The 19,732-nt window shown below is 65.3% G+C and carries 25 protein-coding genes and 2 tRNA genes; 12 read left to right on the forward strand and 15 right to left on the reverse strand.

Going from position 1 to position 19,732, the window contains the following annotated elements:
* Positions 1-14 precede the first annotated feature (14 nt).
* Genes ABY44_RS39660 through ABY44_RS39675 form a run of 4 tightly spaced genes read left to right on the forward strand, consistent with a single transcriptional unit; the run spans position 15 to position 2,614 of the window.
* Positions 15-563: a hypothetical protein gene (locus tag ABY44_RS39660; protein WP_431643631.1), complete on the forward strand. Its 549-nt coding sequence runs from the start codon at positions 15-17 to the stop codon at positions 561-563.
* Positions 556-1,254 carry a hypothetical protein gene (locus ABY44_RS39665; RefSeq protein ID WP_431643632.1) on the forward strand — a complete coding sequence of 233 codons (699 nt, stop codon included), beginning with the start codon at positions 556-558 and terminating at the stop codon, positions 1,252-1,254. Before ABY44_RS39660 ends, ABY44_RS39665 begins: the two co-directional genes overlap by 8 nt.
* Positions 1,251-1,490: a DUF4224 domain-containing protein gene (locus ABY44_RS39670; protein WP_301825947.1), complete on the forward strand. Its 240-nt coding sequence runs from the start codon at positions 1,251-1,253 to the stop codon at positions 1,488-1,490. Before ABY44_RS39665 ends, ABY44_RS39670 begins: the two co-directional genes overlap by 4 nt.
* Positions 1,491-1,492: 2 nt before the next feature.
* Positions 1,493-2,614 (forward strand): hypothetical protein, encoded by a 1,122-nt coding sequence (locus tag ABY44_RS39675; protein WP_431643633.1) that lies wholly within the window; start codon positions 1,493-1,495, stop codon positions 2,612-2,614.
* A 2-nt stretch (positions 2,615-2,616) separates the two neighbouring features.
* Here ABY44_RS39675 and ABY44_RS39680 read toward each other — a convergent pair whose 3' ends face one another.
* From ABY44_RS39680 to ssuD, 9 genes are all read right to left on the reverse strand, one after another.
* Positions 2,617-3,318 carry an SEC-C metal-binding domain-containing protein gene (locus tag ABY44_RS39680; protein ID WP_431643634.1) on the reverse strand — a complete coding sequence of 234 codons (702 nt, stop codon included), beginning with the start codon at positions 3,316-3,318 and terminating at the stop codon, positions 2,617-2,619.
* Between the two features lie 54 nt (positions 3,319-3,372).
* Positions 3,373-3,448: transfer RNA gene (locus ABY44_RS39685), tRNA-His, on the reverse strand.
* Positions 3,449-3,505: 57 nt separating this feature from the next.
* Entirely contained in the window at positions 3,506-4,492 is a 987-nt protein-coding gene (dusA, locus tag ABY44_RS39690) for a tRNA dihydrouridine(20/20a) synthase DusA (protein WP_021161571.1), read from the reverse strand.
* A gap of 130 nt (positions 4,493-4,622) precedes the next feature.
* Positions 4,623-4,868 carry a hypothetical protein gene (locus tag ABY44_RS39695; RefSeq protein ID WP_060172110.1) on the reverse strand — a complete coding sequence of 82 codons (246 nt, stop codon included), beginning with the start codon at positions 4,866-4,868 and terminating at the stop codon, positions 4,623-4,625.
* Between the two features lie 54 nt (positions 4,869-4,922).
* Positions 4,923-5,120 carry a hypothetical protein gene (locus ABY44_RS39700; protein WP_027787628.1) on the reverse strand — a complete coding sequence of 66 codons (198 nt, stop codon included), beginning with the start codon at positions 5,118-5,120 and terminating at the stop codon, positions 4,923-4,925.
* Positions 5,121-5,259: 139 nt separating this feature from the next.
* Positions 5,260-5,475: a TOBE domain-containing protein gene (locus tag ABY44_RS39705; protein WP_006476104.1), complete on the reverse strand. Its 216-nt coding sequence runs from the start codon at positions 5,473-5,475 to the stop codon at positions 5,260-5,262.
* A gap of 57 nt (positions 5,476-5,532) precedes the next feature.
* Positions 5,533-6,492, reverse strand: coding sequence for an ATP-binding cassette domain-containing protein (locus tag ABY44_RS39710; RefSeq protein ID WP_059700123.1), 960 nt, complete (start codon positions 6,490-6,492; stop codon positions 5,533-5,535).
* Complete coding sequence (gene ssuC, locus ABY44_RS39715; RefSeq protein ID WP_059526339.1) at positions 6,489-7,301, reverse strand: aliphatic sulfonate ABC transporter permease SsuC; 813 nt, start codon at positions 7,299-7,301, stop codon at positions 6,489-6,491. Before ssuC ends, ABY44_RS39710 begins: the two co-directional genes overlap by 4 nt.
* A 17-nt stretch (positions 7,302-7,318) precedes the next feature.
* Positions 7,319-8,476 (reverse strand): FMNH2-dependent alkanesulfonate monooxygenase, encoded by a 1,158-nt coding sequence (gene ssuD / locus ABY44_RS39720; protein ID WP_027787631.1) that lies wholly within the window; start codon positions 8,474-8,476, stop codon positions 7,319-7,321.
* A 340-nt stretch (positions 8,477-8,816) separates the two neighbouring features.
* Between ssuD and ABY44_RS39725 the strand changes: the two genes are divergently transcribed.
* On the forward strand, positions 8,817-9,245 hold the full coding sequence (locus ABY44_RS39725; RefSeq protein ID WP_006484223.1) for a hypothetical protein: 429 nt from the start codon (positions 8,817-8,819) through the stop codon (positions 9,243-9,245).
* A 115-nt stretch (positions 9,246-9,360) separates the two neighbouring features.
* On the opposite strand, the gene ABY44_RS39730 is transcribed toward ABY44_RS39725, so the two are convergent.
* From ABY44_RS39730 to ABY44_RS39740, 3 genes are read right to left on the reverse strand one after another with little or no spacing between them, the layout of a single operon-like run.
* Positions 9,361-10,521, reverse strand: a complete 1,161-nt coding sequence (locus ABY44_RS39730; protein WP_060172108.1) for an enoyl-CoA hydratase/isomerase family protein — start codon at positions 10,519-10,521, stop codon at positions 9,361-9,363.
* Positions 10,522-10,552: 31 nt separating this feature from the next.
* A complete protein-coding gene (locus tag ABY44_RS39735) occupies positions 10,553-10,891 on the reverse strand; it encodes a DMT family transporter (RefSeq protein WP_021161565.1) in 339 nt (112 codons plus the stop codon).
* 3 nt (positions 10,892-10,894) lie between these two features.
* Positions 10,895-11,392 (reverse strand): heme-degrading domain-containing protein, encoded by a 498-nt coding sequence (locus ABY44_RS39740; protein ID WP_060172106.1) that lies wholly within the window; start codon positions 11,390-11,392, stop codon positions 10,895-10,897.
* A gap of 197 nt (positions 11,393-11,589) precedes the next feature.
* On the opposite strand from ABY44_RS39740, the gene ABY44_RS39745 reads away from it, so the two are divergent.
* From ABY44_RS39745 to ABY44_RS39775, 7 genes are all read left to right on the forward strand, one after another.
* A tRNA-Met gene (locus ABY44_RS39745) sits at positions 11,590-11,666 on the forward strand.
* Between the two features lie 183 nt (positions 11,667-11,849).
* Positions 11,850-12,395, forward strand: coding sequence for an NUDIX hydrolase (locus ABY44_RS39750; protein WP_021161562.1), 546 nt, complete (start codon positions 11,850-11,852; stop codon positions 12,393-12,395).
* Between the two features lie 11 nt (positions 12,396-12,406).
* Positions 12,407-13,171 carry a leucyl/phenylalanyl-tRNA--protein transferase gene (aat, locus tag ABY44_RS39755; protein WP_059682745.1) on the forward strand — a complete coding sequence of 255 codons (765 nt, stop codon included), beginning with the start codon at positions 12,407-12,409 and terminating at the stop codon, positions 13,169-13,171.
* A gap of 33 nt (positions 13,172-13,204) precedes the next feature.
* Positions 13,205-14,035: an arginyltransferase gene (locus tag ABY44_RS39760; RefSeq protein ID WP_021161560.1), complete on the forward strand. Its 831-nt coding sequence runs from the start codon at positions 13,205-13,207 to the stop codon at positions 14,033-14,035.
* A 98-nt stretch (positions 14,036-14,133) separates the two neighbouring features.
* Complete coding sequence (locus tag ABY44_RS39765) at positions 14,134-15,171, forward strand: quinone-dependent dihydroorotate dehydrogenase (protein WP_027787636.1); 1,038 nt, start codon at positions 14,134-14,136, stop codon at positions 15,169-15,171.
* 101 nt (positions 15,172-15,272) lie between these two features.
* Positions 15,273-16,067, forward strand: a complete 795-nt coding sequence (locus ABY44_RS39770) for a cystine ABC transporter substrate-binding protein (protein ID WP_027787637.1) — start codon at positions 15,273-15,275, stop codon at positions 16,065-16,067.
* Positions 16,068-16,189: 122 nt separating this feature from the next.
* Entirely contained in the window at positions 16,190-16,882 is a 693-nt protein-coding gene (locus ABY44_RS39775; protein ID WP_006484207.1) for an amino acid ABC transporter permease, read from the forward strand.
* Between the two features lie 52 nt (positions 16,883-16,934).
* On the opposite strand, the gene ABY44_RS39780 is transcribed toward ABY44_RS39775, so the two are convergent.
* From ABY44_RS39780 to rpiA, 3 genes are all read right to left on the reverse strand, one after another.
* Positions 16,935-17,921 (reverse strand): Gfo/Idh/MocA family protein, encoded by a 987-nt coding sequence (locus ABY44_RS39780; protein ID WP_060172102.1) that lies wholly within the window; start codon positions 17,919-17,921, stop codon positions 16,935-16,937.
* A 101-nt stretch (positions 17,922-18,022) separates the two neighbouring features.
* Entirely contained in the window at positions 18,023-18,739 is a 717-nt protein-coding gene (locus tag ABY44_RS39785) for a FadR/GntR family transcriptional regulator (RefSeq protein ID WP_027787640.1), read from the reverse strand.
* A gap of 279 nt (positions 18,740-19,018) precedes the next feature.
* Positions 19,019-19,714 (reverse strand): ribose-5-phosphate isomerase RpiA, encoded by a 696-nt coding sequence (gene rpiA, locus ABY44_RS39790; protein ID WP_027787641.1) that lies wholly within the window; start codon positions 19,712-19,714, stop codon positions 19,019-19,021.
* Between the last annotated feature and the right edge of the window lie 18 nt (positions 19,715-19,732).

Raw genomic sequence — 19,732 nt, forward strand, 5'->3', positions numbered from 1 at the left:
TCGGGAATCCTAGCATGACCGAACGCCCTACCTTCTTATATCGAGACAGCCGTACTCGTGATCTTGTTTGCCAAGTCGAAGCACAATTTATTCGCTTCTCCAATGGTCCTGAACAATCCATCGAAGTCGGCCGCATCCATCTTGCGATGTCTGGCAATTGCCTCTTCAAGATCATTTCGCAGCTGACGGATGGCGGACCTAAGCATCAGTGTTGGCCTGACGAAGTCCGGCGAAGGGAGATCGTGAAGCGGAATTTCATTAAGAACCCGCTCCATACCGCGAACCTCGTCCATTTCAAAGCGCGCCATTCCGCTGGCAACACGGTGCAATGCTGCGCGATCTGGCAATTCGCGTTGAACATAGCTTGTGACACTCGTCACGCTTTCGGCTATTTCTCGAAGAATAGACGCGACTTCTTTTCGCCTACGTCGCTCGCTCGCGACCTGCAGTCTGCGAGCGCTGTAGCCGGCCCACACAATTGCGACAACCGACGCAACGGCCTGAACCCACGATGCCGTACCTGGATGACACTCAATCCAACCGTCAATGCATACCATGCGTGAACTCCCGATTTTATTTTCCGGCCCGATGGTACGGGCCATCCTCGAAGGTCGCAAGACGCAAACGCGGCGCGTCGTGAAGCTGCCGCACAACAACCCGCTCGGTGTGTGGGAACCGACGAAGGCCGGCGGCGGCTCCGTGAAGTATGTCGGTGGGACGCCCGCGCCAGAGCTGGCCGCGATCTGGCACACGCGTACCGGCGATTGCTACGTCTGTCCGCATGGTGACGTCGGCGACCGTCTATGGGTTCGCGAAACGCACGAGGTGCGACGCATTGGCACCGAGACGTTCGAAGGCGGCCGCTCGATACGCCGCTATGCCGGCCTGGCTTACCAGGCTGACGACGGCCGCGCCGAGGTCGACATCGATCTCAACACATTCCAGGCGCTCGACGCCAAGGAATCCCGCGGCTGGTCACCGTCCATCCACATGCCGCGATGGGCGTCGCGCATCACGCTCGAGATAACCGGCGTGCGCGCCGAGCGCCTGCAGAGCATCAGCGAATCGGATGCGCGCGACGAAGGCGTGACGATCGAGGACCATCACATGCGCGGCTACTGCACCGGCGCCTTCCGGCCGCCGAGCATCCGCGCTTTTCACGATCTCTGGGACAGCCTGAACGCCTCGCGCGGGTACGGCTGGGACACGAACCCATGGGTCTGGGTCGTGGCATTTCGAAGGATTGCATCATGAGCCTCTACCTCACCACCCCGGAGCTGGCCGAGTTGATCGGCTGCAAGCCGCGCAGCCACGCGTGCATGAAACGTTGGCTTGAGCGCAATCACTGGCCGTTCGCGGTCAACATCGCCGGCGTACCGCTCGTCGCGCGCGAGTACTATGACGCCCGCATGAACGGCACCGCCCCCTCGACACCCGCGCGCCGGCACCGCACCGCCGCGTCAGAAGAACCGAACTTCGCCGCACTGTAATCATGATCGGAAGACGGAAACGGCCGGACGGGTTGCCCTTCCGGCTCTACGCCCATTACGGGAAACACAAGGTCAGCTTCGGCTACAAGCTGCCCAATGGCAGATGGGCATTCCGCCTGTCGGCCCCGGCCCACAACAAGGAAGCCCTCGCCGAGATCCGCAAGCAGGCGATCGAGCGCGCGGAGGCGCTCAACGGGAACGCGATCGAACCCGGCACGGTCGAGGCGCTCGTTGCGCGGTACTTCGAATGGCAGGACGGTCTGCCGCACGCAGACGAGCGGCGCAAGGCACAGTCCACGCTCGACGAGAACCGCGTCGAGGCGAAACGCCTGATCAAGGTCTTCGGGAAGATGGCGCCGGCCGCCATCAAGCCCAAGCACGTGTATGGCTACCTGGACAAGCGCGCGCAGCTCGGCGCGCCGGCGAAGGCGAACAAGGAAATCGCGCTCCTGTCCGCGGTCCTCGAATATGGCCGGCGCCGCGGCGAGCTCGAAACGAACCCGTGCCGCGGCATCGAGTACAACCCGACGCGGCCGCGCCAGAGGTATGTGACGCAGGCCGAGATCGAGCTCGCGGTCGAGGTCGCGCGTTCCCGCCGAAGCGTCGGCGACCAGCATCCCAGCTCGGCATACCTGATTCTCGCGCTGTGCGTGCAGGCCGCATACCTGACCGTCAGCCGGCCGACCGAAATGAGGGAGCTACACCGCCAGAGCATCCGGCCGGAAGGCGTCGAGGTGCCGATCGGGAAACGCAAGGCCGGCGAGCAGCAGCGCGTGAAGCTCGTGCTGTGGTCACCTGAGCTGAAAGCCGTGATCGATGAAGCGCTCGCGCTGCAGCGCACGTCGAGCGTGCACGTCTTCGGTAACACGGCCGGCCAGGTGTATACGCGCAGCGGGTGGAACACGAACTGGTCGCGGCTGATGGGCTACTGCGAGAAGGAGGCGCAGGCGCGCGGCGTGCCGTTCGAGCGCTTCGCGCTGCGCGATATGCGGCCGGCCGCTGTGACCGATCGCCAGGAGGAAGGCGACGACAGAATCATCGATGCGACCGGCCACGCAGACGAACGCATGGTGAGAAAGACGTACGATCGTCGGCGCCAACGCAAAGTGCGCGCGACTCGATAGCCCTACGACAGTTTCCCGTGGCAGCGTTTGTATTTAGCGCCACTGCCGCACGGGCAGCGTTCGTTCCTGCCGATCTTTCGTTGTGCACGGTGCGGGGCCGGGCGCGCAGTCTGCCGCGCCGGTTGAGCGCGAGATTGCGACGCCACCGGGGCCTGCGCTGAAACAGACGCACTGGCTTGTTGGGTATCGGCGTGAATGAGATCTTTCAGCGTATATCCGGAACTCGCCTGCAGGAGTGCCAATGCCGCTATTAGCAACCCGATAAATACATACCACTGGTCTTTATTCGAGGGAAGCCACGATAGCAGCTTCGCCGCGCCGGGCGCCTGCTTTTCGGCTTCTTCCTTGAACTGATCTGCTGACCATCCGTCCTTTCGAGCCGCGAGCGCAATTTGCTCCAACATCTCGAGGCGCTTATGCGGAAACTCGCCTGCGTGCGCGAATTGAATCAGGCCGTCGAGCACGCCGTAAATACCATCAGGAATCGAGCCCATGCCGCCGCACTTTGGGCACGGCCCCGACTTGCAGCCAGTGAATAAATTATCGTGAACCCCGTTCTCCATCTTCATGCCAGATGGAAACGTTGTCCCGCATCGATCACAAATCGCTGGCAAGCGAGCCATATTCGCCCCGGTATAAGACGCAAAAAGGCCCGCTCTTTGGCGGGCCATTTCTGCTTTATCTTCCAAGTTTTGGAATCTCATCTTCCAAAACTTGTAACACGTCAGCTTGATTCTGCTGCAAGTGCTTGAATTTGTTGGGGTGGCTGATGGGACTCGAACCCACGACGACAGGAATCACAATCCTGGACTCTACCAACTGAGCTACAGCCACCACTGTTACTGCTTTTTGTTCTTCGCTGCTTTTGTGTTTCAGCAGCGAAGAACAAGATTATACGAACACTTTTGAATCTTGCAAAGCTTTTTTTTCAAAAACTTCTTCGGCCTCGTTCAGATGCGCGCGCGCCTCGTCGAACACGGCCAGATCGCCGCGTGCGAGCTTCTTGTTGTCCGACAGCACACGACGCCAGCCACGTGCACCGGGCATGCCGCGATACAGTCCGAGCGCATGCCGCACGATCGCGCCGAGGTAGGTGCCGCGCTTCAGTTCGGCCGCGCAGTATTCGATCAGCTTCGCCTCCGCCTCTTCGCGCGTCGGCGTCGCTGCCGTCGATCCGTAGAAGCGTGCATCGACCTCCGCGAGCACGTACGGGTTGTGATACGCCTCGCGGCCGAGCATCACGCCATCGACATGCTCGAGATGCTGCGCAACCTCGTCGAGCGTCGTGATGCCGCCGTTGATGACGATCTCGAGCGAAGGAAAATCGCGCTTCAACCGATACGCATAGTCGTACTTGAGCGGCGGGATCTCGCGGTTCTCTTTCGGCGACAACCCTTTCAGGATCGCATTGCGTGCATGCACGACGAACGTTTCGCAGCCAGCCTCGGCCACCGTGCCGACGAAGTCGCGCACGAATGCGTAGTCCTCGACCGCGTCGACACCGATCCGGTGCTTGACCGTAACCGGCACCGACACCGCATCGCGCATCGCCTTCACGCAGTCCGCGACGAGCTGCGGCTCGTTCATCAGGCACGCGCCGAACGCGCCGCGCTGCACACGCTCGGACGGACATCCGCAATTCAGGTTGATTTCGTCGTAGCCCCACTGCTCGCCGAGCTTCGCCGCGCGCGCAAGATCGTCGCGCTCGCTGCCGCCCAACTGCAGCGCGACCGGCGATTCGTTCGGCGTGAACGCAAGATGCCGCTGGGCATCGCCGAACAACAGCGCGCCCGTCGTGATCATCTCCGTATACAGCCACGTATCGCGCGTCAGCGTCCGGTGGAACGAACGGCAATGACGGTCGGTCCAGTCGAGCATAGGCGCGACGGATACGCGGCGAGGGGGAAGCGAGGACGGTACGGACATGGATTTCGGGCAACAGGCCAGGCGGCGCGGAAACAACCCGGTATTTTACCGCAACAGCGTGCAGGCCTGCCCGGCATGCACGCTACCCCTCGCCCAGCTCCGCATCGACCGCCCGCCGCGCCTCGTTCAGCACGCGCTCGATCACGCGTCGTTCGGTCAGCAGTATCCCGTCCACCTTGACGAGCCGCCAGTCGATCCGCACGGCATCGCCCTGCAGCACGCGGTAATGCGCATGCTCGCCGTCCCAGACCTGCTCGGTCTTCACCTCGATCTCGAAGCCGCGGTACGGCTCGCTGAAATCGCCGAGGTCGCTGCCTCTCGGTTCCATCGCACGCTCCGTGGCGACGCAGCGCCGGCCGCCCGCGCGGCCGGCGCCGTGCGCTCAATCGTATTCGTCGGACAAAAAGGATTTGCCATCGGCCGTCAGGTCGACCCGGTCGGCCGCCGCCTGATAGATCAGCCCCTCGTTCAGCAACGCGTAGACGACGTCATCGAACGCAGCGGGAACCGGCCGGCTTTCACCGAACTGGTCGATCCACTTCAGCGCCTCGATGGCTTCGGGGGAAAGGATGGGGGTCATGCGTGGCCTCCGGCATCGGTGTCGCTCCATCCTAGCACTTCGTCCGGACGTCGAATACCAAGGCAAACGCGCTGCGCAAATGCCGGGCGGCGCCAACGGGCAGGTTGCCCGCGGCGCCGCACCGGCGCGGGACACGCGCTCAGAGGCGTGCGATCGATACTTCGGTCGATTTCACGAGCGCGACGACTTCCGCGCCGACCTTCAGTTCGAGTTCGTCGACCGAACGGGTCGTGATCACCGACGTGACGATGCCGAACGGCGTCTCGACGTCGACCTCGGAGACCACGGATCCGCGAATGATCTCCTTCACCTTGCCCTTGAACTGGTTACGTACGTTGATTGCAGTGATGCTCATCAGGTTGATCGCTCCGAAGAAAAAGATCTCAGAACGGGCGGCCGCTGCCGCCCGGATTTAAACGGCCCAGCGGATCTGCCCGACCGGTCGAACGTTGTCTGCCTCGTGCACCTCGCCCTGTGCGTCCGTACCGGGCCCGCCGGCGAGCACGCGTTTCAGCACGCGGTCCTCCAGCGCCGCAAACGCGGCCGATGCGCGGGCGCGCGGCCGGTCGAGCGGCACCGGCTGATCCAGCGCCACGCGCCCCTGCTCGATGAGCAGGATGCGGTCGCCGAGCGCGACGGCTTCCTGCACGTCGTGCGTGACGAGCAGCGCGGTGAACCGATGCTCACGCCACAACCGCTCGATCAGTGCATGCATCTCGATGCGGGTCAGCGCGTCGAGCGCGCCGAGCGGCTCATCGAGCAACAGCAGTTGCGGCCGGTGAACAAGCGCGCGGGCCAGTGCCACACGCTGCCGCTGGCCGCCCGACAGTTGCGCGGGCCAGTCGTTCGCACGCTCCAGCAGGCCGACTTCGTCGAGCACCGCGCGCGCTTTGTCGCGCGCGCCGCGTCCGAGGCCCAGCATCACGTTCTGCAGCACGGTCTTCCATGGCAGCAGGCGCGCATCCTGGTACATGATCCGCGTGTCGAGCACGCCGCCGCCTTCGCCACGCGTCACGAGCGCGCCGCTGCTCGGCTGCTCGAGCCCGGCGACGAGACGCAGCAGGGTCGACTTGCCGCAGCCGCTGCGGCCGACAATCGCGACGAAGCTGCCGCGCGCGATGCCGAGCTCGACGTCGTCGAGCACCGTGCGTGCGCCGAAGCGCTTGCTGACACCCGACAGCGTCACCGCGTCGTCGGGTGCCGGGCTTCCTGCCCGCCGCCGCGCGAGCGGAACGATGGACGCACTGCCGTCACGGTCGAGGATCGCCGCATCCCGCGCGTCGCCGTCTGTGACACGCGCCTGCGCCAGTTCGACCTCGAGGTCTGCGCCGGCAAGCGGGCCGTAGGCGGCCGCCGAAGTCGTCGCATTCATGCCTTTGCTCCTGATTGATAAGCCGGGTGCCAGCGCAGCGTCACGCGCTCGAGCCATTTCGCCAGCACGTCGGCCAGCTTGCCGAGCACCGCGTACAGCAGGATGCCGACCACCACCACATCGGTTTGCAGGAATTCACGCGCATTCATCGTCATGTAGCCGATGCCCGACTGCGCCGAGATCGTTTCCGCGACGATCAGCATCACCCACATCAGCCCGAGCGCAAAGCGCACGCCGACGAGAATCGACGGCAGCGCACCGGGCAGGATCACGTCGCGGTACAGCGCAAAGCCGCGCACGCCGTAGCTCTTCGCCATCTCGATCAGGTTGGCGTCGACCGAGCGGATCCCGTGGTACGTGTTGATGTAGACCGGAAAGAACACCCCGAGCGCGACGAGGAACAGCTTCGCCTTCTCGTCGATGCCGAACCACAGGATCACGAGCGGAATCATCGCGAGCGCCGGGATGTTGCGGATCATCTGGATCGTCGAATCGAGCGCGACCTCGGCCGCCTTCGACAAGCCGGTCGCGAGCCCCAGCGCGAGGCCGACACCGCCGCCGATCGCGAAACCGAACAGTGCGCGCCATGTGCTGACTTTCACGTTCGCCCACATTTCCCCCGACGTCACGAGCGACCAGGCCGCTCGCACGACCGCCACGGGTTCGGGCAGCACGCGGGTCGACAGCCAGCCGATGCGGGCGCCGACTTCCCATGCCACCAGCAGTGCGAGCGGCACGAGCCACGGCGCGACGCCGCGCCATGCGCGGGCGGCCAGGGCCGCCCCCGTCGCCGACGTTTTCGTTGTCATCGCAGGCCTCCTGTCACTCAGCTCTGGGCTGCCTTCGGCAGATAGCTGTTGCCGACGATCTCGCCGAACGGGCCGGACAGCGGGCCGGTCGCCTTCGCCGCGCCGTTGCCCTTGATCAGCGGGAACACGAGTTCCGCGAAACGGTACGACTCCTCCAGGTGCGGATAACCGGACAGGATGAAGGTTTCGATGCCGAGATCCGCGTATTCGCGCATGCGCTCCGCGACCTGTTCCGGATTGCCGACGAGCGCGGTACCCGCGCCGCCGCGCACGAGGCCGACGCCGGCCCACAGGTTCGGATACACCTCGAGTGTCTCGCGGCCGCCGCGCTTGCCGCCGTGCAGCGCGGCCATCCGGCGCTGGCCTTCCGAATCCATGTTCGCGAACGCCTTCTGCGCGCGGGCGATGGTTTCGTCGTCGAGGCGGCTGATCAGGCGCTCCGCGTCGCGCCATGCTTCGTCCTCGGTCTCGCGCACGATCACGTGCAGACGAATCCCGAACTTGATCTTGCGGCCGCGGGCTTCCGCGCGGGCCCGAATATCGGCGATCTTCTTCGCGACGGCCTCGGGCGGTTCGCCCCAGGTCAGGTAGGTGTCGATGTGATCGGCCGCGATCTGATGCGCGGCCGGCGACGAACCGCCGAACCACAACGGCGGATGCGGACGCTGCACGGGCGGATACAGCGCCTTGCCGCCCTTCGACTGCAGGTGCTTGCCGATGTAGTCGAACCCGCCGTTGTCGTGCGACGCGGACAGCAGCCCGCGCCAGATGTTCAGGAAGTCGTCGGTGATTTCGTAGCGCGTGTCGTGATCGGCGAACAGGCCGTCACCCTCGAGTTCGGCGGCATCGCCGCCCGTCACGACGTTGATCAGCAGGCGGCCGCCCGACAGACGGTCGAACGTCGCGGCCATCCGCGCCGACAGCCCGGGCGACGCGATACCGGGGCGGATCGCGACCAGGAACTTCAGGCGCTGCGTCGCCGGGATCAGGCTCGACGCAACGACCCACGCATCCTCGCAGGAACGGCCGGTCGGCAGCAGCACGCCCTCGTAGCCGAGCGTGTCGGCCGCAACCGCCACCTGCTTGAAGTAATCGTAATCCGCGGCGCGTGCACCTTCGGCCGTACCGAGATAGCGGCTGTCGCCGTGCGTGGGGATAAACCAGAACACATTCATCTGCTGCTCCTGCTTGACTGTCCTTGCCGGAATTTGAAAAAACACCGCCCTGCTCGCGTCGCGGATCAGCGGCGCATGCATGGTGTGCGTTCGAATCGGGATGGTTCGCCGGTCAGGCCGTGCAGCGGGCGAGGACGCGATTGCACGGCTGTTTCTGGGAAATCAGTCTAGGGATCGGTACAGGGCTTTGGAACGATTTTTTTGAGCTTAGGTTTTCCGCTTTCGTGATTAGCACGACGCTGGAGCGAATATCACCGCGGGCGGGCCCTATAATGGCGCACCTATCCGAATAACTCCGCGCGTACAGCCCCGGCCGTGCGCGCCTGCGGTGCACTCATCGATGCAGAAAGTCATCCTGCCATTCCTGTCCGGCTTCCTGGCCGCCCTGTTCTTCCGCGAAGCCACGCTCGCACTCCTTCATACGGCCGATCTGATCGCCGCAACCGGCTTCTCCACGCAGCCGTTCGCGCCGCTCGGCATTCCTGAATTTGTCGCGAATGCGCTGATCAGCGCGTGCTGCGCGATCCCGATGGCGTGGCTGCTGCGCGTCTCGCCGGAACGCGAGGCATCGTGGATCGGCGCGCTGGTGTTCGGCGGCATCGTACTGACGGCCGCCCGCGTGTTCGCGATCGATCCGCTGCGCGGGATCTGGCCGTCGGGCAACATGATGCCCGTGCTCGCCGCCGGCTTCGCGGCAAACGCGGTATGGGGCTTCGGCGCGCTCGTGTTCATGCGCGCGTTCATGTCGGACGACGCCGGCGACGAGTAACGCGGGCGCAAGCGCTACGCCCTTCGGCCGCCGGGCGGTCGATATCCATGCAAAAGGCCGCCTGCACCTGCAGGCGGCCTTTTCGTTTCCGGCTCGCGCGTCGGTCGGCCCGACGTCAGTCCTGCAGATTCCGCAGCGGATGCGTGTCAGGTGTCCACGGGCTGTCGAACATCGCGAGCACGTCTGCACGATCGATATCGGCGGACGACTTGAAGCGCCAGACCGGCTGGTGGTCCTTGTCGACGATCAGCGCGCGCACACCTTCGATCACGTCGCCGCGCGCGAACGTCGAGCGTGTGAGGTCGAGATCGCGCCGCAGGCAATCGGCCATCGTCGCGCCGCGTGCACGTTCGACGACTTCCAGCGACACGGCCATCGACAGCGGAGACAACTGTTCGCGCATCGCATGGGTCGCCTTCTCGACCCATCCGTCGACGGCCGCGCAATCCTGCTCGGCGTCGAGCGACGCGAGAATCGCGACGATGTCGGGCTGCGCGAAATGCCGGTCGATCCCCGCGCGCGCGTCGGCGAGCGCCGACGTGTCGGGCGTCGGCACGACCTTGTGTGCGGCGGCCGCCTCGGCTACGCACGCGACGGCCTGCTCGCCGCTGTCGATGCGCGCGTGGCGCAGCGTGTCGAGCAGCGCCGGCAGCGCGGCATCGGGCAGATAGACGTCGGCGAGCTGCGCGTACAGCGCGCCGGCCGCGTCGAGCGTCGCGCCGGTCACGGCGAGATAGCGGCCGATCGCGCCGGGTGTGCGCGCGAGGAACCAGCTCATCCCGACGTCCGGGAACAGGCCGATACGCGTTTCCGGCATCGCCATCTTCGTCGAGTCGGTCACGACACGCAGGCCGCCCGTGTGGCGCGCCGCCTGCGAAATGCCCATGCCGCCGCCCATCACGACGCCGTGCATCAGCGCGATGTAAGGCTTCGGATAGGTGAAGATCGCGTGGTTCAGCGTGTATTCGTCGATGAAGAACGTATCGACCGCATCGCGGTCCCCGCGCTGCCATGCGTCATGGAAGAAGCGCACGTCGCCGCCCGCGCAGAACGCGCGCGGATGCGGGCTGTGCACGACGATCGCGACGACCTCGGGATCGTCGCGCCACGCGTCGAGCGCCTGCTGCATCAGCCGGATCATGCCGACCGACAGCGCGTTCAGCGCCTTCGGGCGGTTCAGTTCGAGAAAGCCGATGCGGTTCGCGACATACGCGCGTACGTCGGGCTGGGCGGATTCGGCGGAAACGGCAGCGGAAGTGGGAGTGGAATCGGTCATGAGGGCCATCCGGCAAATGGCAGTCGCACGCTCAGTGCGCCTGCATCTTCGAAAACAGGTTCAGCACCACGACGCCCGCGATGATCAGGCCGAGGCCGATCACGGCCGGCAGGTCCGGCACCTGGCGATAGAGCAGCATCGCGACGAGCGTGATCAGCACGATGCCGGCACCCGACCAGACGGCATAGATGATGCCGACGGGCATCGTGCGCAACGTGAGCGACAGGCAGTAGAACGCGATGCCGTAGCCGGCGACGACGAGCGCCGACGGCCAGAAGCGCGTGAAGCCGTCCGCCGCGCGCAGCGCGGACGTGCCGACCACTTCCGCGACGATCGCGATCGCGAGCCATGCGTAACCGGGAAGCTGCATCGCTCAGTTCCTTGCGAGGGCCAGCAAGGCGTAGTCGTGGCCGAGCTCGGCACACAGCACCTCGACGACGAATTCGTGATCCGCGCGCTGCGGCAGCCCGGACGCGGTGATCGAGCCGATCACGCCGGCGCCGGCGACGGTCAGCGGAAACGATCCACCGTGCGCCGAATATTCGGCGATCGGCAGCCCGTGCTTGTCCGCCAGCGTCGCGCCCGCCTGCTGCATGCGCAGGCCGATGGCGTACGAACTGCGGCGGAAATGGGCGACGACGTTGCGCTTGCGGCGCACCCAGTCGGCGTTGTCGGGCGTGGCTCCGGCGAGCGCTGCGTAGAACAGCGGCTGGCCGAACGTGACGATGTCGAGCGCGACCGCATGGCCGCGAGACGCCGCGAGCGCATGCATCCGGTTGCCGAGCGCCCACGCGCGGGCCGAGTCGAAATGGGGAAACACGAGCGCCTGTTCCTGCGCGCCGATCGATTGCAGATCGTGAGCGATGTCCATGAATCCGTCGATGCAGTAATGAGAGTTGCAACGGCGCCGATGCGATCGCGCACGGCGTCGCTGGCGAAGAGGCGAAACAAACCGTTCGATTCTAGCGCACGCGCCCGACGTACCGTCCCTACAAGACACGACACGCGATTGTCAGAAAGTGCTTGCACACGTTCGGGTAACTCCTTATAATTCATTTCTTCGACGGACGCGGGGTGGAGCAGTCTGGCAGCTCGTCGGGCTCATAACCCGAAGGTCGTAGGTTCAAATCCTACCCCCGCAACCAACGTCCCGATTCATGCAAAAAGCCCGGCTCAGTGCCGGGCTTTTTGTTTTTCCGTCGCATTTCCCTCCCCTCTTCGCGCATCGGCACCTTCCGCTTCGCGCGACACGCGGCCGGCATGCGCAGGCGTTCAAGAATGCCGCGACCCGGTGATACACTCGCATCACCTCGTCCCTTCCACTCGACATGAAATTCTGCTCCGTCTGCGGTCACGAAGTCATCGCGCGCATTCCTCCGGGCGACAACCGCGAGCGCTTCGTCTGCGATCACTGCGGCACGATCCACTACCAGAATCCGCGCAACGTCGTCGGAACGGTCCCGGTCTGGGGCGATCAGATCCTGCTGTGCCGCCGCGCGATCGAACCGCGCTACGGGTTCTGGACGCTGCCCGCGGGCTTCATGGAAATGGGCGAGACAACGGCCGAAGCCGCCGCGCGCGAAACGCTCGAGGAAGCCGGTGCGCGCGTCGAGGTGCAGAACCTGTTCACGCTGCTCAACGTGCCGCACGTGCACCAGGTCCACCTGTTCTACCTCGCGCGGCTCACCGATCCGGGATTCGAAGCCGGCGAGGAAAGCCTCGAAGTGAAGCTGTTCGACGAAGCCGACATCCCGTGGGACGAAATCGCGTTCCCGACCGTCAGCCAGACCCTGCGATTCTTCTTCGCCGATCGCGCCGCCGGCGACTACGGGGTGCACACCGGCGATATCTTCCGCTCGCTGCGCAACGGCTGAGCCCTCGCCCCATGGTCCCCTGGCTCGGCCCGGACGATCCGTTTCCGCCCATCGAACGCGCGCTCGGCCCCGCAACCGGCGCGCCGGGGCTGCTCGCCGCGAGCGCCGACCTGCTGCCGTCGCGCCTCATCGACGCATACCTGCGCGGCATCTTCCCGTGGTATTCGGACGGCCAGCCCGTGCTGTGGTGGAGCCCCGACCCGCGCATGATCCTCGTGCCGGCCGAGTTCAAGGTGTCGCCTTCGCTGCGCAAGACGCTGAAGCGCGTGCTGCGCGAGCCCGAATGGGAAGTGCGCGTCGACCACGACTTTCCGGGCGTGATGCGCGCCTGCGCGCAGGCGCCGCGCCGCGGCCAGCGCGGCACATGGATCACGGCCGAGATCATCGATGCATACACGTCGCTCTACCGGTCCGGCAACGCGCACAGCATCGAGACCTGGCACGACGGGCGACGCGTCGGCGGCCTGTACGGCGTGTCGTTCGGGCGGATGTTTTTCGGCGAGTCGATGTATGCGGACGCGACCGACGCATCGAAAATCGCGCTGGCCACGCTCGTCGCGCACCTTCGCGAGCAGGGGCTGGAAATGATAGACTGCCAGCAGAATACGTCGCATCTAGCGTCGCTCGGCGGCCGCGAGATCGCACGCAAGGCCTTTGTCGCTCACGTGCGCAGCGCGGTAGCCGAACCGCCGATTCCGTGGCAGTTCGACAAGCGCGTGCTCGCCGCGCTGACGGGCCGCGCCGAAACGGTGCCCCCCTCCGGGATCGAGCGCTAGCGCGGCACTCCCTCCCTGCAACGAGAGCTGCCCATGACTCATCCGACTGAGCTGCCGCTTTCACCGCTTTCGGCGCTGCAATTCTATGCAACGGCGCCCTATCCGTGCAGCTATCTGGACGGCCGCGTCGCGCGCTCGCAAGTCGCGACGCCGAGCCACCTGATCAATTCCGACATCTATACCGAGCTCGTGAAGGCCGGCTTCCGGCGTTCGGGCGTGTTCACATACCGTCCGTACTGCGACGGCTGCCGTGCCTGCGTGCCGGTGCGCGTGCCCGTCGACGCGTTCGCGCCGTCGCGTACGCAGCGCCGGATGTGGAAGCGGCACCGCACGCTCGTCGCGACGGTTTCGCCGCTGCACTACGACGAAGAGCACTACGCGCTCTACATGCGCTACCAGTCCGCGCGCCACGCGGGCGGCGGCATGGATCGAGACAGCCGCGACCAGTACGAGCAATTCCTGCTGCAGAGCCGGATCAATTCGCGCCTCGTCGAATTCCGCGACCTCGACACACCGGGCGGCGAGCCCGGCAGGCTGCGCATGGTCAGCATGATCGACATCCTCGGCGACGGGCTGTCGTCCGTTTACACGTTCTTCGAGCCCGACGACCAGCACACGAGTTACGGCACCTACAACATCCTGTGGCAGATCGAACAGGCCAAGAGCCTCGGCCTGCCCTACGTGTATCTCGGATACTGGATCCGCGAGAGCCCGAAGATGGCCTACAAGGCGAACTTCCACCCGCTCGAAGGGCTGATCGACGGCCGCTGGAAGATACTCGATCCGGATCGGATCGACCTGCCGCCCGTCGACGCGGCACTGGCCCGCGCGCCATTGCCGGGCGGACATTCCGGCTCGGGCTGACGCGCGCTGCGGGGGCAAGGACGCGAAGCGCGCCCCTGCCGCTCAACTCCCGGTAAAATAGCGGGTTGTCATTCATTCCGGCTGTCCGCCCTATTCCCGTGTTCAGTTCCCTTTATCCGCTGGCCCGCGCATCCCTGTTCAAGATGGATGCGGAAGACGCTCACCACCTCACGCTGCGCGCGCTCGGCGCGGCCGGCCGCACGGGCCTTGCCTGCGCGCTGTCGGCCCGCGTGCCCGACGCGCCGCGCACCGTGATGGGGCTCACGTTCCGCAACCCGGTCGGCCTCGCGGCAGGCCTCGACAAGGACGGCGCGGCCATCGACGGCCTTGCGGCACTCGGCTTCGGCTTCATCGAGGTCGGTACGGTCACGCCGCGCCCGCAGCCAGGCAACCCGCGCCCGCGGATGTTCCGCCTGCCGCAGGCCGAGGCGCTGATCAACCGGATGGGCTTCAACAATCACGGTGTCGACCAGTTCGTGAAGAACGTCCAGGCCGCCCGCTATCGGGGCATCCTCGGCCTGAACATCGGCAAGAACGCCGATACGCCGATCGAGCGTGCCGCAGAGGATTACCTGTACTGCCTCGAGCGCGTGTACCCGTTCGCGAGCTACGTAACGATCAACATCTCGTCGCCGAACACGAAGAACCTGCGCCAGCTGCAGGGCGCGGGCGAGCTCGACGCGCTGCTCGCGGCGCTGAAGGACAAGCAGCAGCGCCTCGCCGACCTGCACGGCAAGCTCGTGCCGCTCGCGCTGAAGATCGCCCCCGATCTCGACGACGAACAGGTCAAGGAAATCGGCGACACGTTGCTGCGCCACAAGATCGAGGCGGTCATCGCCACCAACACGACGCTGTCGCGCGCGGCCGTCCAGGGCCTGCCGCATGCGGACGAAGCCGGCGGCCTGTCGGGCCGTCCCGTGTTCGACGCGTCGAACGAAGTGATCCGCAAGCTGCACGCCGAAGTCGGCAGCGAAGTGCCCATCATCGGTGTCGGCGGCATCTTCTCGGGCGAGGACGCCCGTGCGAAGCTCGCGGCCGGCGCAGCGCTCGTGCAGCTCTATACGGGCTTCATCTACCGCGGCCCCGCGCTCGTCGCGGAGTGCGTGAAGGCCGTCGCCAGCGAACGCGCCGCGTAATATAGGCATAAACAAACGATATTTAGAGGTCGATTGCATTTTTGCTATCATCGGCCCTCATTATCAGAATCAATGACCCGGACAGGGCAAGGAAACACACGATGAAGATTGCGCTGCTGAAGAAGCTGCTGGTTGCCGGCCTGATCGGCACGTCGCTCGCTGCCGCCACCGCGCATGCGGCCGACCTCCTCGACCAGGTGAAACAACGCGGCACGCTGCGGGTCGGCCTCGAAGGCACGTTCCCGCCGTTCAACTCGAAAAACCCGCAAGGCGAACTCGTCGGCTTCGACGTCGACATCGCGAAAGCCGTGGCCGCGAAGCTCGGCGTGAAGGCGGAATTCGTGACGACCGAATGGAGCGGCATCATCGCGGGTCTGCAGGCCGGCAAGTTCGACGTGATCTCCAACCAGGTCGGCATCACCGACAAGCGCAAGGAAACACTCGACTTCTCGCCGCCTTACACGTTTTCGTCCGCGCAGCTGATCCAGCGCAAGGACGACACGCGCGAGTTCAAGTCGCTGGATGACCTGAAGGGCAAGAAGCTCGGCGTCGCGCTCGGCACGAACTACATGGACATGGCGAAGTCGGTGCCCGGCATCGACGTGAAGACGTACCCGGGTGCGCCCGAGTACCTGCGCGATCTCGCGGCCGGCCGCCTCGACGCCGCGCTCAACGATCGCCTGATGCTCGCGTACCTGACGAAGAATTCGCAACTGCCGCTGCGCCCGGGCGCGAACGTCGGCTCGGCGAACCCGTCGGGCATCCCGTTCAAGAAGGGCAACCCGAAGTTCCAGAAGGCGATCGACGACGCGATGGCGCAACTTCAGGCCGACGGCACGTTCACGAAGATCTCGGACAAATGGTTCGGCATCGACGTGACGAAACCGATCAAGTAAGCACGCCTGCATTTCCCGCCTGACGGCGGGCCGGAAAGGGCGGCATCCGTGACGATGCCGCCCTTTGTTTTATTCGTCCGGTTTATGATTGCGCTTTCGCGCACGCATTCGATTCGTATTCCATGTCGACAACGTCCCTGCTCGTCCAATCGCTGCCGGTGCTCGCCCAGGGTGCCGTGCTGACCGTCAAGTTCGCCGTGCTGTCGATGGTGTTCGGCCTGCTTGGCGCCGTCGTGCTCGCGATGATGGGCATCCGGCAAAGCGAAGCGCTCGACGGCTTCGAACGCATCTGGGTCAACGCGCTCGCGTGGCTGGCACGCGCGTACGTGAGCCTGATGCGCGGCACGCCGCTGCTCGTGCAGATCTTCGTCATCTATTACGGGCTGCCGAGCCTCGGCATCTCGCTCGACCCGACGCCCGCCGGCGTCATCGCGCTGTCCGCGAACGTCGCGGCTTACATGTCGGAAAGCATGCGCGGCGCGATCAACGGGATCGCGCGCGGTCAATGGCTGGCTGCGTACAGCCTCGGGCTGTCGTGGGGGCAAACGCTGCGCTACGTGATCGGTCCGCAGGCGCTGCGCATCGCGGTGCCGAGCCTGTCGAACAGCCTGATCAGCCTGATCAAGGACACGTCGCTCGTGTCCGTGATCACCGTGACCGAACTGCTGCGCAGTGCGCAGGAAGTGATCGCGGCAACCTATCAGCCGCTGCCGCTTTATCTCGCCGCAGCGGCCGTGTACTGGATCCTGTGCCAGATCCTCGAATGGGTGCAGCGCTGGTACGAAAAACGCCTGTCGCTGCCGTCGCGGCACTGAGCACCGGCCGTTCGCCGGGCCGCCCGCGTGCGCCCGGCGCCTTCCTTCCCGCTTACTCGCCCGAATAGCGCACGCCGAGCGCCGCTCGCGCGGCATCGGTCATCGCGATCATCTGCCGCGAATGATCGTGCGTCATGATCGGGCTTTCGGTCTTGCCCGCACGCAGCAGGTCGCAGAAGTGTGCGGTCTCGTAGTTCAATCCGCCGCCTTCAGCCGGCGCGTCGAGTTCGACGGTGCGCCCGTCCGCATAGCTGATCGTCGCGCGCACCGGGTTCCACCACTTCTCGTGAATCGTCACGTGGCCGCCGGCTGCGGCGATCAGGGCGTCTCCACGTCCCATCACGTCGAGCCCGCAAAAAAGCTGTGCGATCCCGCCGTGCGCATGCACGCTGTTCAGGCTCGCGAACAGGTCGACACCCGTCGCGCCGACGCGGCCGAGCGTCTGTACGTCGAGCGCCTCACCGAGCCAGTCGACCGCGAGAAAGGCCTCGTAGATCCCGATATCGAGCAGCGCACCGCCCGCGCGATCGAGGCGATAGACGGAATGATCGCCGGGTACCGACGACGACGCGCACCCTGCCCGCACGAGCCGGATCTCGCCGATCGGATCGTCCTGCAGGTGCGCGCGCAACTGACGGTACAGCGGGAAGAACGGCGGCTTCATCGCCTCCATGAAAAGCTGCCCGGCGTCGCGTGCCGCCTGCAGCACGGTGTCGAGCTGCGCCGCGTTCAGCGTCGCGGGTTTTTCGCACAGCACGGCCTTGCCGGCGGCAAGCGCGGCCAGCGTGTACTGCGCGTGACTGTCATGGAGCGTCGCGATGTAGACCGCGTCGATATCGCTCGCGAGGAGTGCTTCGAGGCTTGCGGCAGGTGAACCGCCGTGCGCGCCGCAAAAGGCTGCCGCGGCGTCTGCGCGGCGGGCCCAGGCACCGGCGAGCGTGGCGCCCGGCACATGTGCGAGGCTTTGCGCGAAGCGGCGCGCAATGCTGCCTGCACCGATGATGCCGAAGCGCACCGGGCGATGGTCGTTGTCGTTCATCCTGATCTTCCGTGTCGGTCGTATGACGGTGGCCGGCACGCTGCCGGCCGGACGTCATGATAAACGGCCCGGCGGCACACGGATGAGCGAAACGCGCCGCGTCAGGCGCGCATGGGCACGTCGACGGAGAAGTCGCGCGAGATCTCGTCGGCGCTGAAATCGATCAGCGCGAGCGAAGCGGCTTCGGCTTCGCGCGGATCTCGCCGCTCGATTGCGTCGACCACGCGCGCGTGCGCCTTCACCACGACATCGTGCGCGCCCTCCTTCTGCACGACACGCGGATTCACGAGGCGCACCGCGCCGCGTACGATCGCCGCCATCTGCTGGAAGAACTGGTTGCCGCTCGCCTGGACGATCCGCGTGTGCAGCAACTCGTCCGCCGTGTCGTAGCCGGAATCGCCCGGCTGCAGCACCTTGAATGCATCGAACGCTTCACGAATGCCGGCGATGTCCGCCGCCGTTGCGCGCACCGCCGCCTGCGCGGTCGCGCGCGGTTCGATCAGCATCCGGAATTCGATGACGTCGCGCATGAACTGCGGATCGGGTTTCGCCCGGAAGCGCCAGCTCACCACGTCTTCATCGATCATGCGCCAGTCGCGCATCGGCCGCACGCGCGTGCCGACTTTCGGACGCACGTCGAGCATGTCGCGCGCAAGCAACATCGACAACGCTTCCCGCATCACGGTGCGACTCACATCGAACTCTTTCGACAGCACGTCCTGCGGCGGCAAGATGCCGCCGTACTTGTCTTCGACGATACCCGAGACAAGCCCATCCATCACTTTGGCGACCAGTGACCGGTCTTTGCCCTGCTCCATGACACCTCCCCGTGCGTCGATTTGCGAACACCTGCTCCGCAGTTCCGCCGGCCCTGGTTACGACTGTTCTTATGATCTATAAGTTGATGAGTTCGAGGACATTTCGCTATCTGGTAAACACCTGACAGGGTTATCCCTCTTTTTGACGGGGTGATTTATACGGCTAAAAATAAGGCCCGGGAAGCGCATTGCGCCTACCGGGCCCCGAATTCCACAAGATTTAAACATTCAGTTCATTACGGTACTTGGCACACCGTTACGGACTGCTTTCTATATCTTTCAATTAGCCGAATAAACGATCGTTTCAACGCCGTTTTCCGTGCCGAGCAAGCACAGATTCGCGCCGCGCTCGGCGAACAGGCCGACCGTCACGACGCCCGGCCATGCGTTCACCTGCGCTTCGAAACCGCGCGGGTCGGCGATCTGCAGCCCCTTCACGTCGATGATCTCGTTACCGTTGTCGGTGATGTACGGCGCACCGTCCTTCGTCACGCGCAGCACGGGCACGCCGCCGAGTGCGGTCACGCGCCGGCCGATCGCCGTGCGCGCCATCGGCACGACTTCGATCGGCAGCGGGAACGCGCCGAGCACCGGCACGCGCTTGCTGGCGTCAGCGATGCAGACGAACGTGTCGGCCACCGATGCGACGATTTTCTCGCGCGTGAGCGCACCGCCGCCACCCTTGATCATCGCGCCGCCCGCGTCGATCTCGTCGGCGCCATCGACGTACACCTGCAGCGAGTCGACCTCGTTCAGGTCGAACACCTTGATGCCGTGCGATTTCAGGCGTTCGGTCGTGGCGACGGAGCTCGACACGGCGCCGCGATAGCGTGCCTTGACGACGGCGAGCGCGTCGATGAAGCAGTTGGCGGTCGAGCCGGTGCCGACGCCGATCACGGCGCCTTCCGGCACGTTCTGGATCACGTAATCGGCGGCGGCCTGGCCGACGAGGCGTTTGAGTTCGTCTTGAGTCATGGAGTGGTAAAGCTGCGG

The sequence above is a fragment of the Burkholderia sp. ZZQ-2 genome, assembly GCF_050768715.1.
GTDB lineage: Bacteria > Pseudomonadota > Gammaproteobacteria > Burkholderiales > Burkholderiaceae > Burkholderia > Burkholderia cepacia.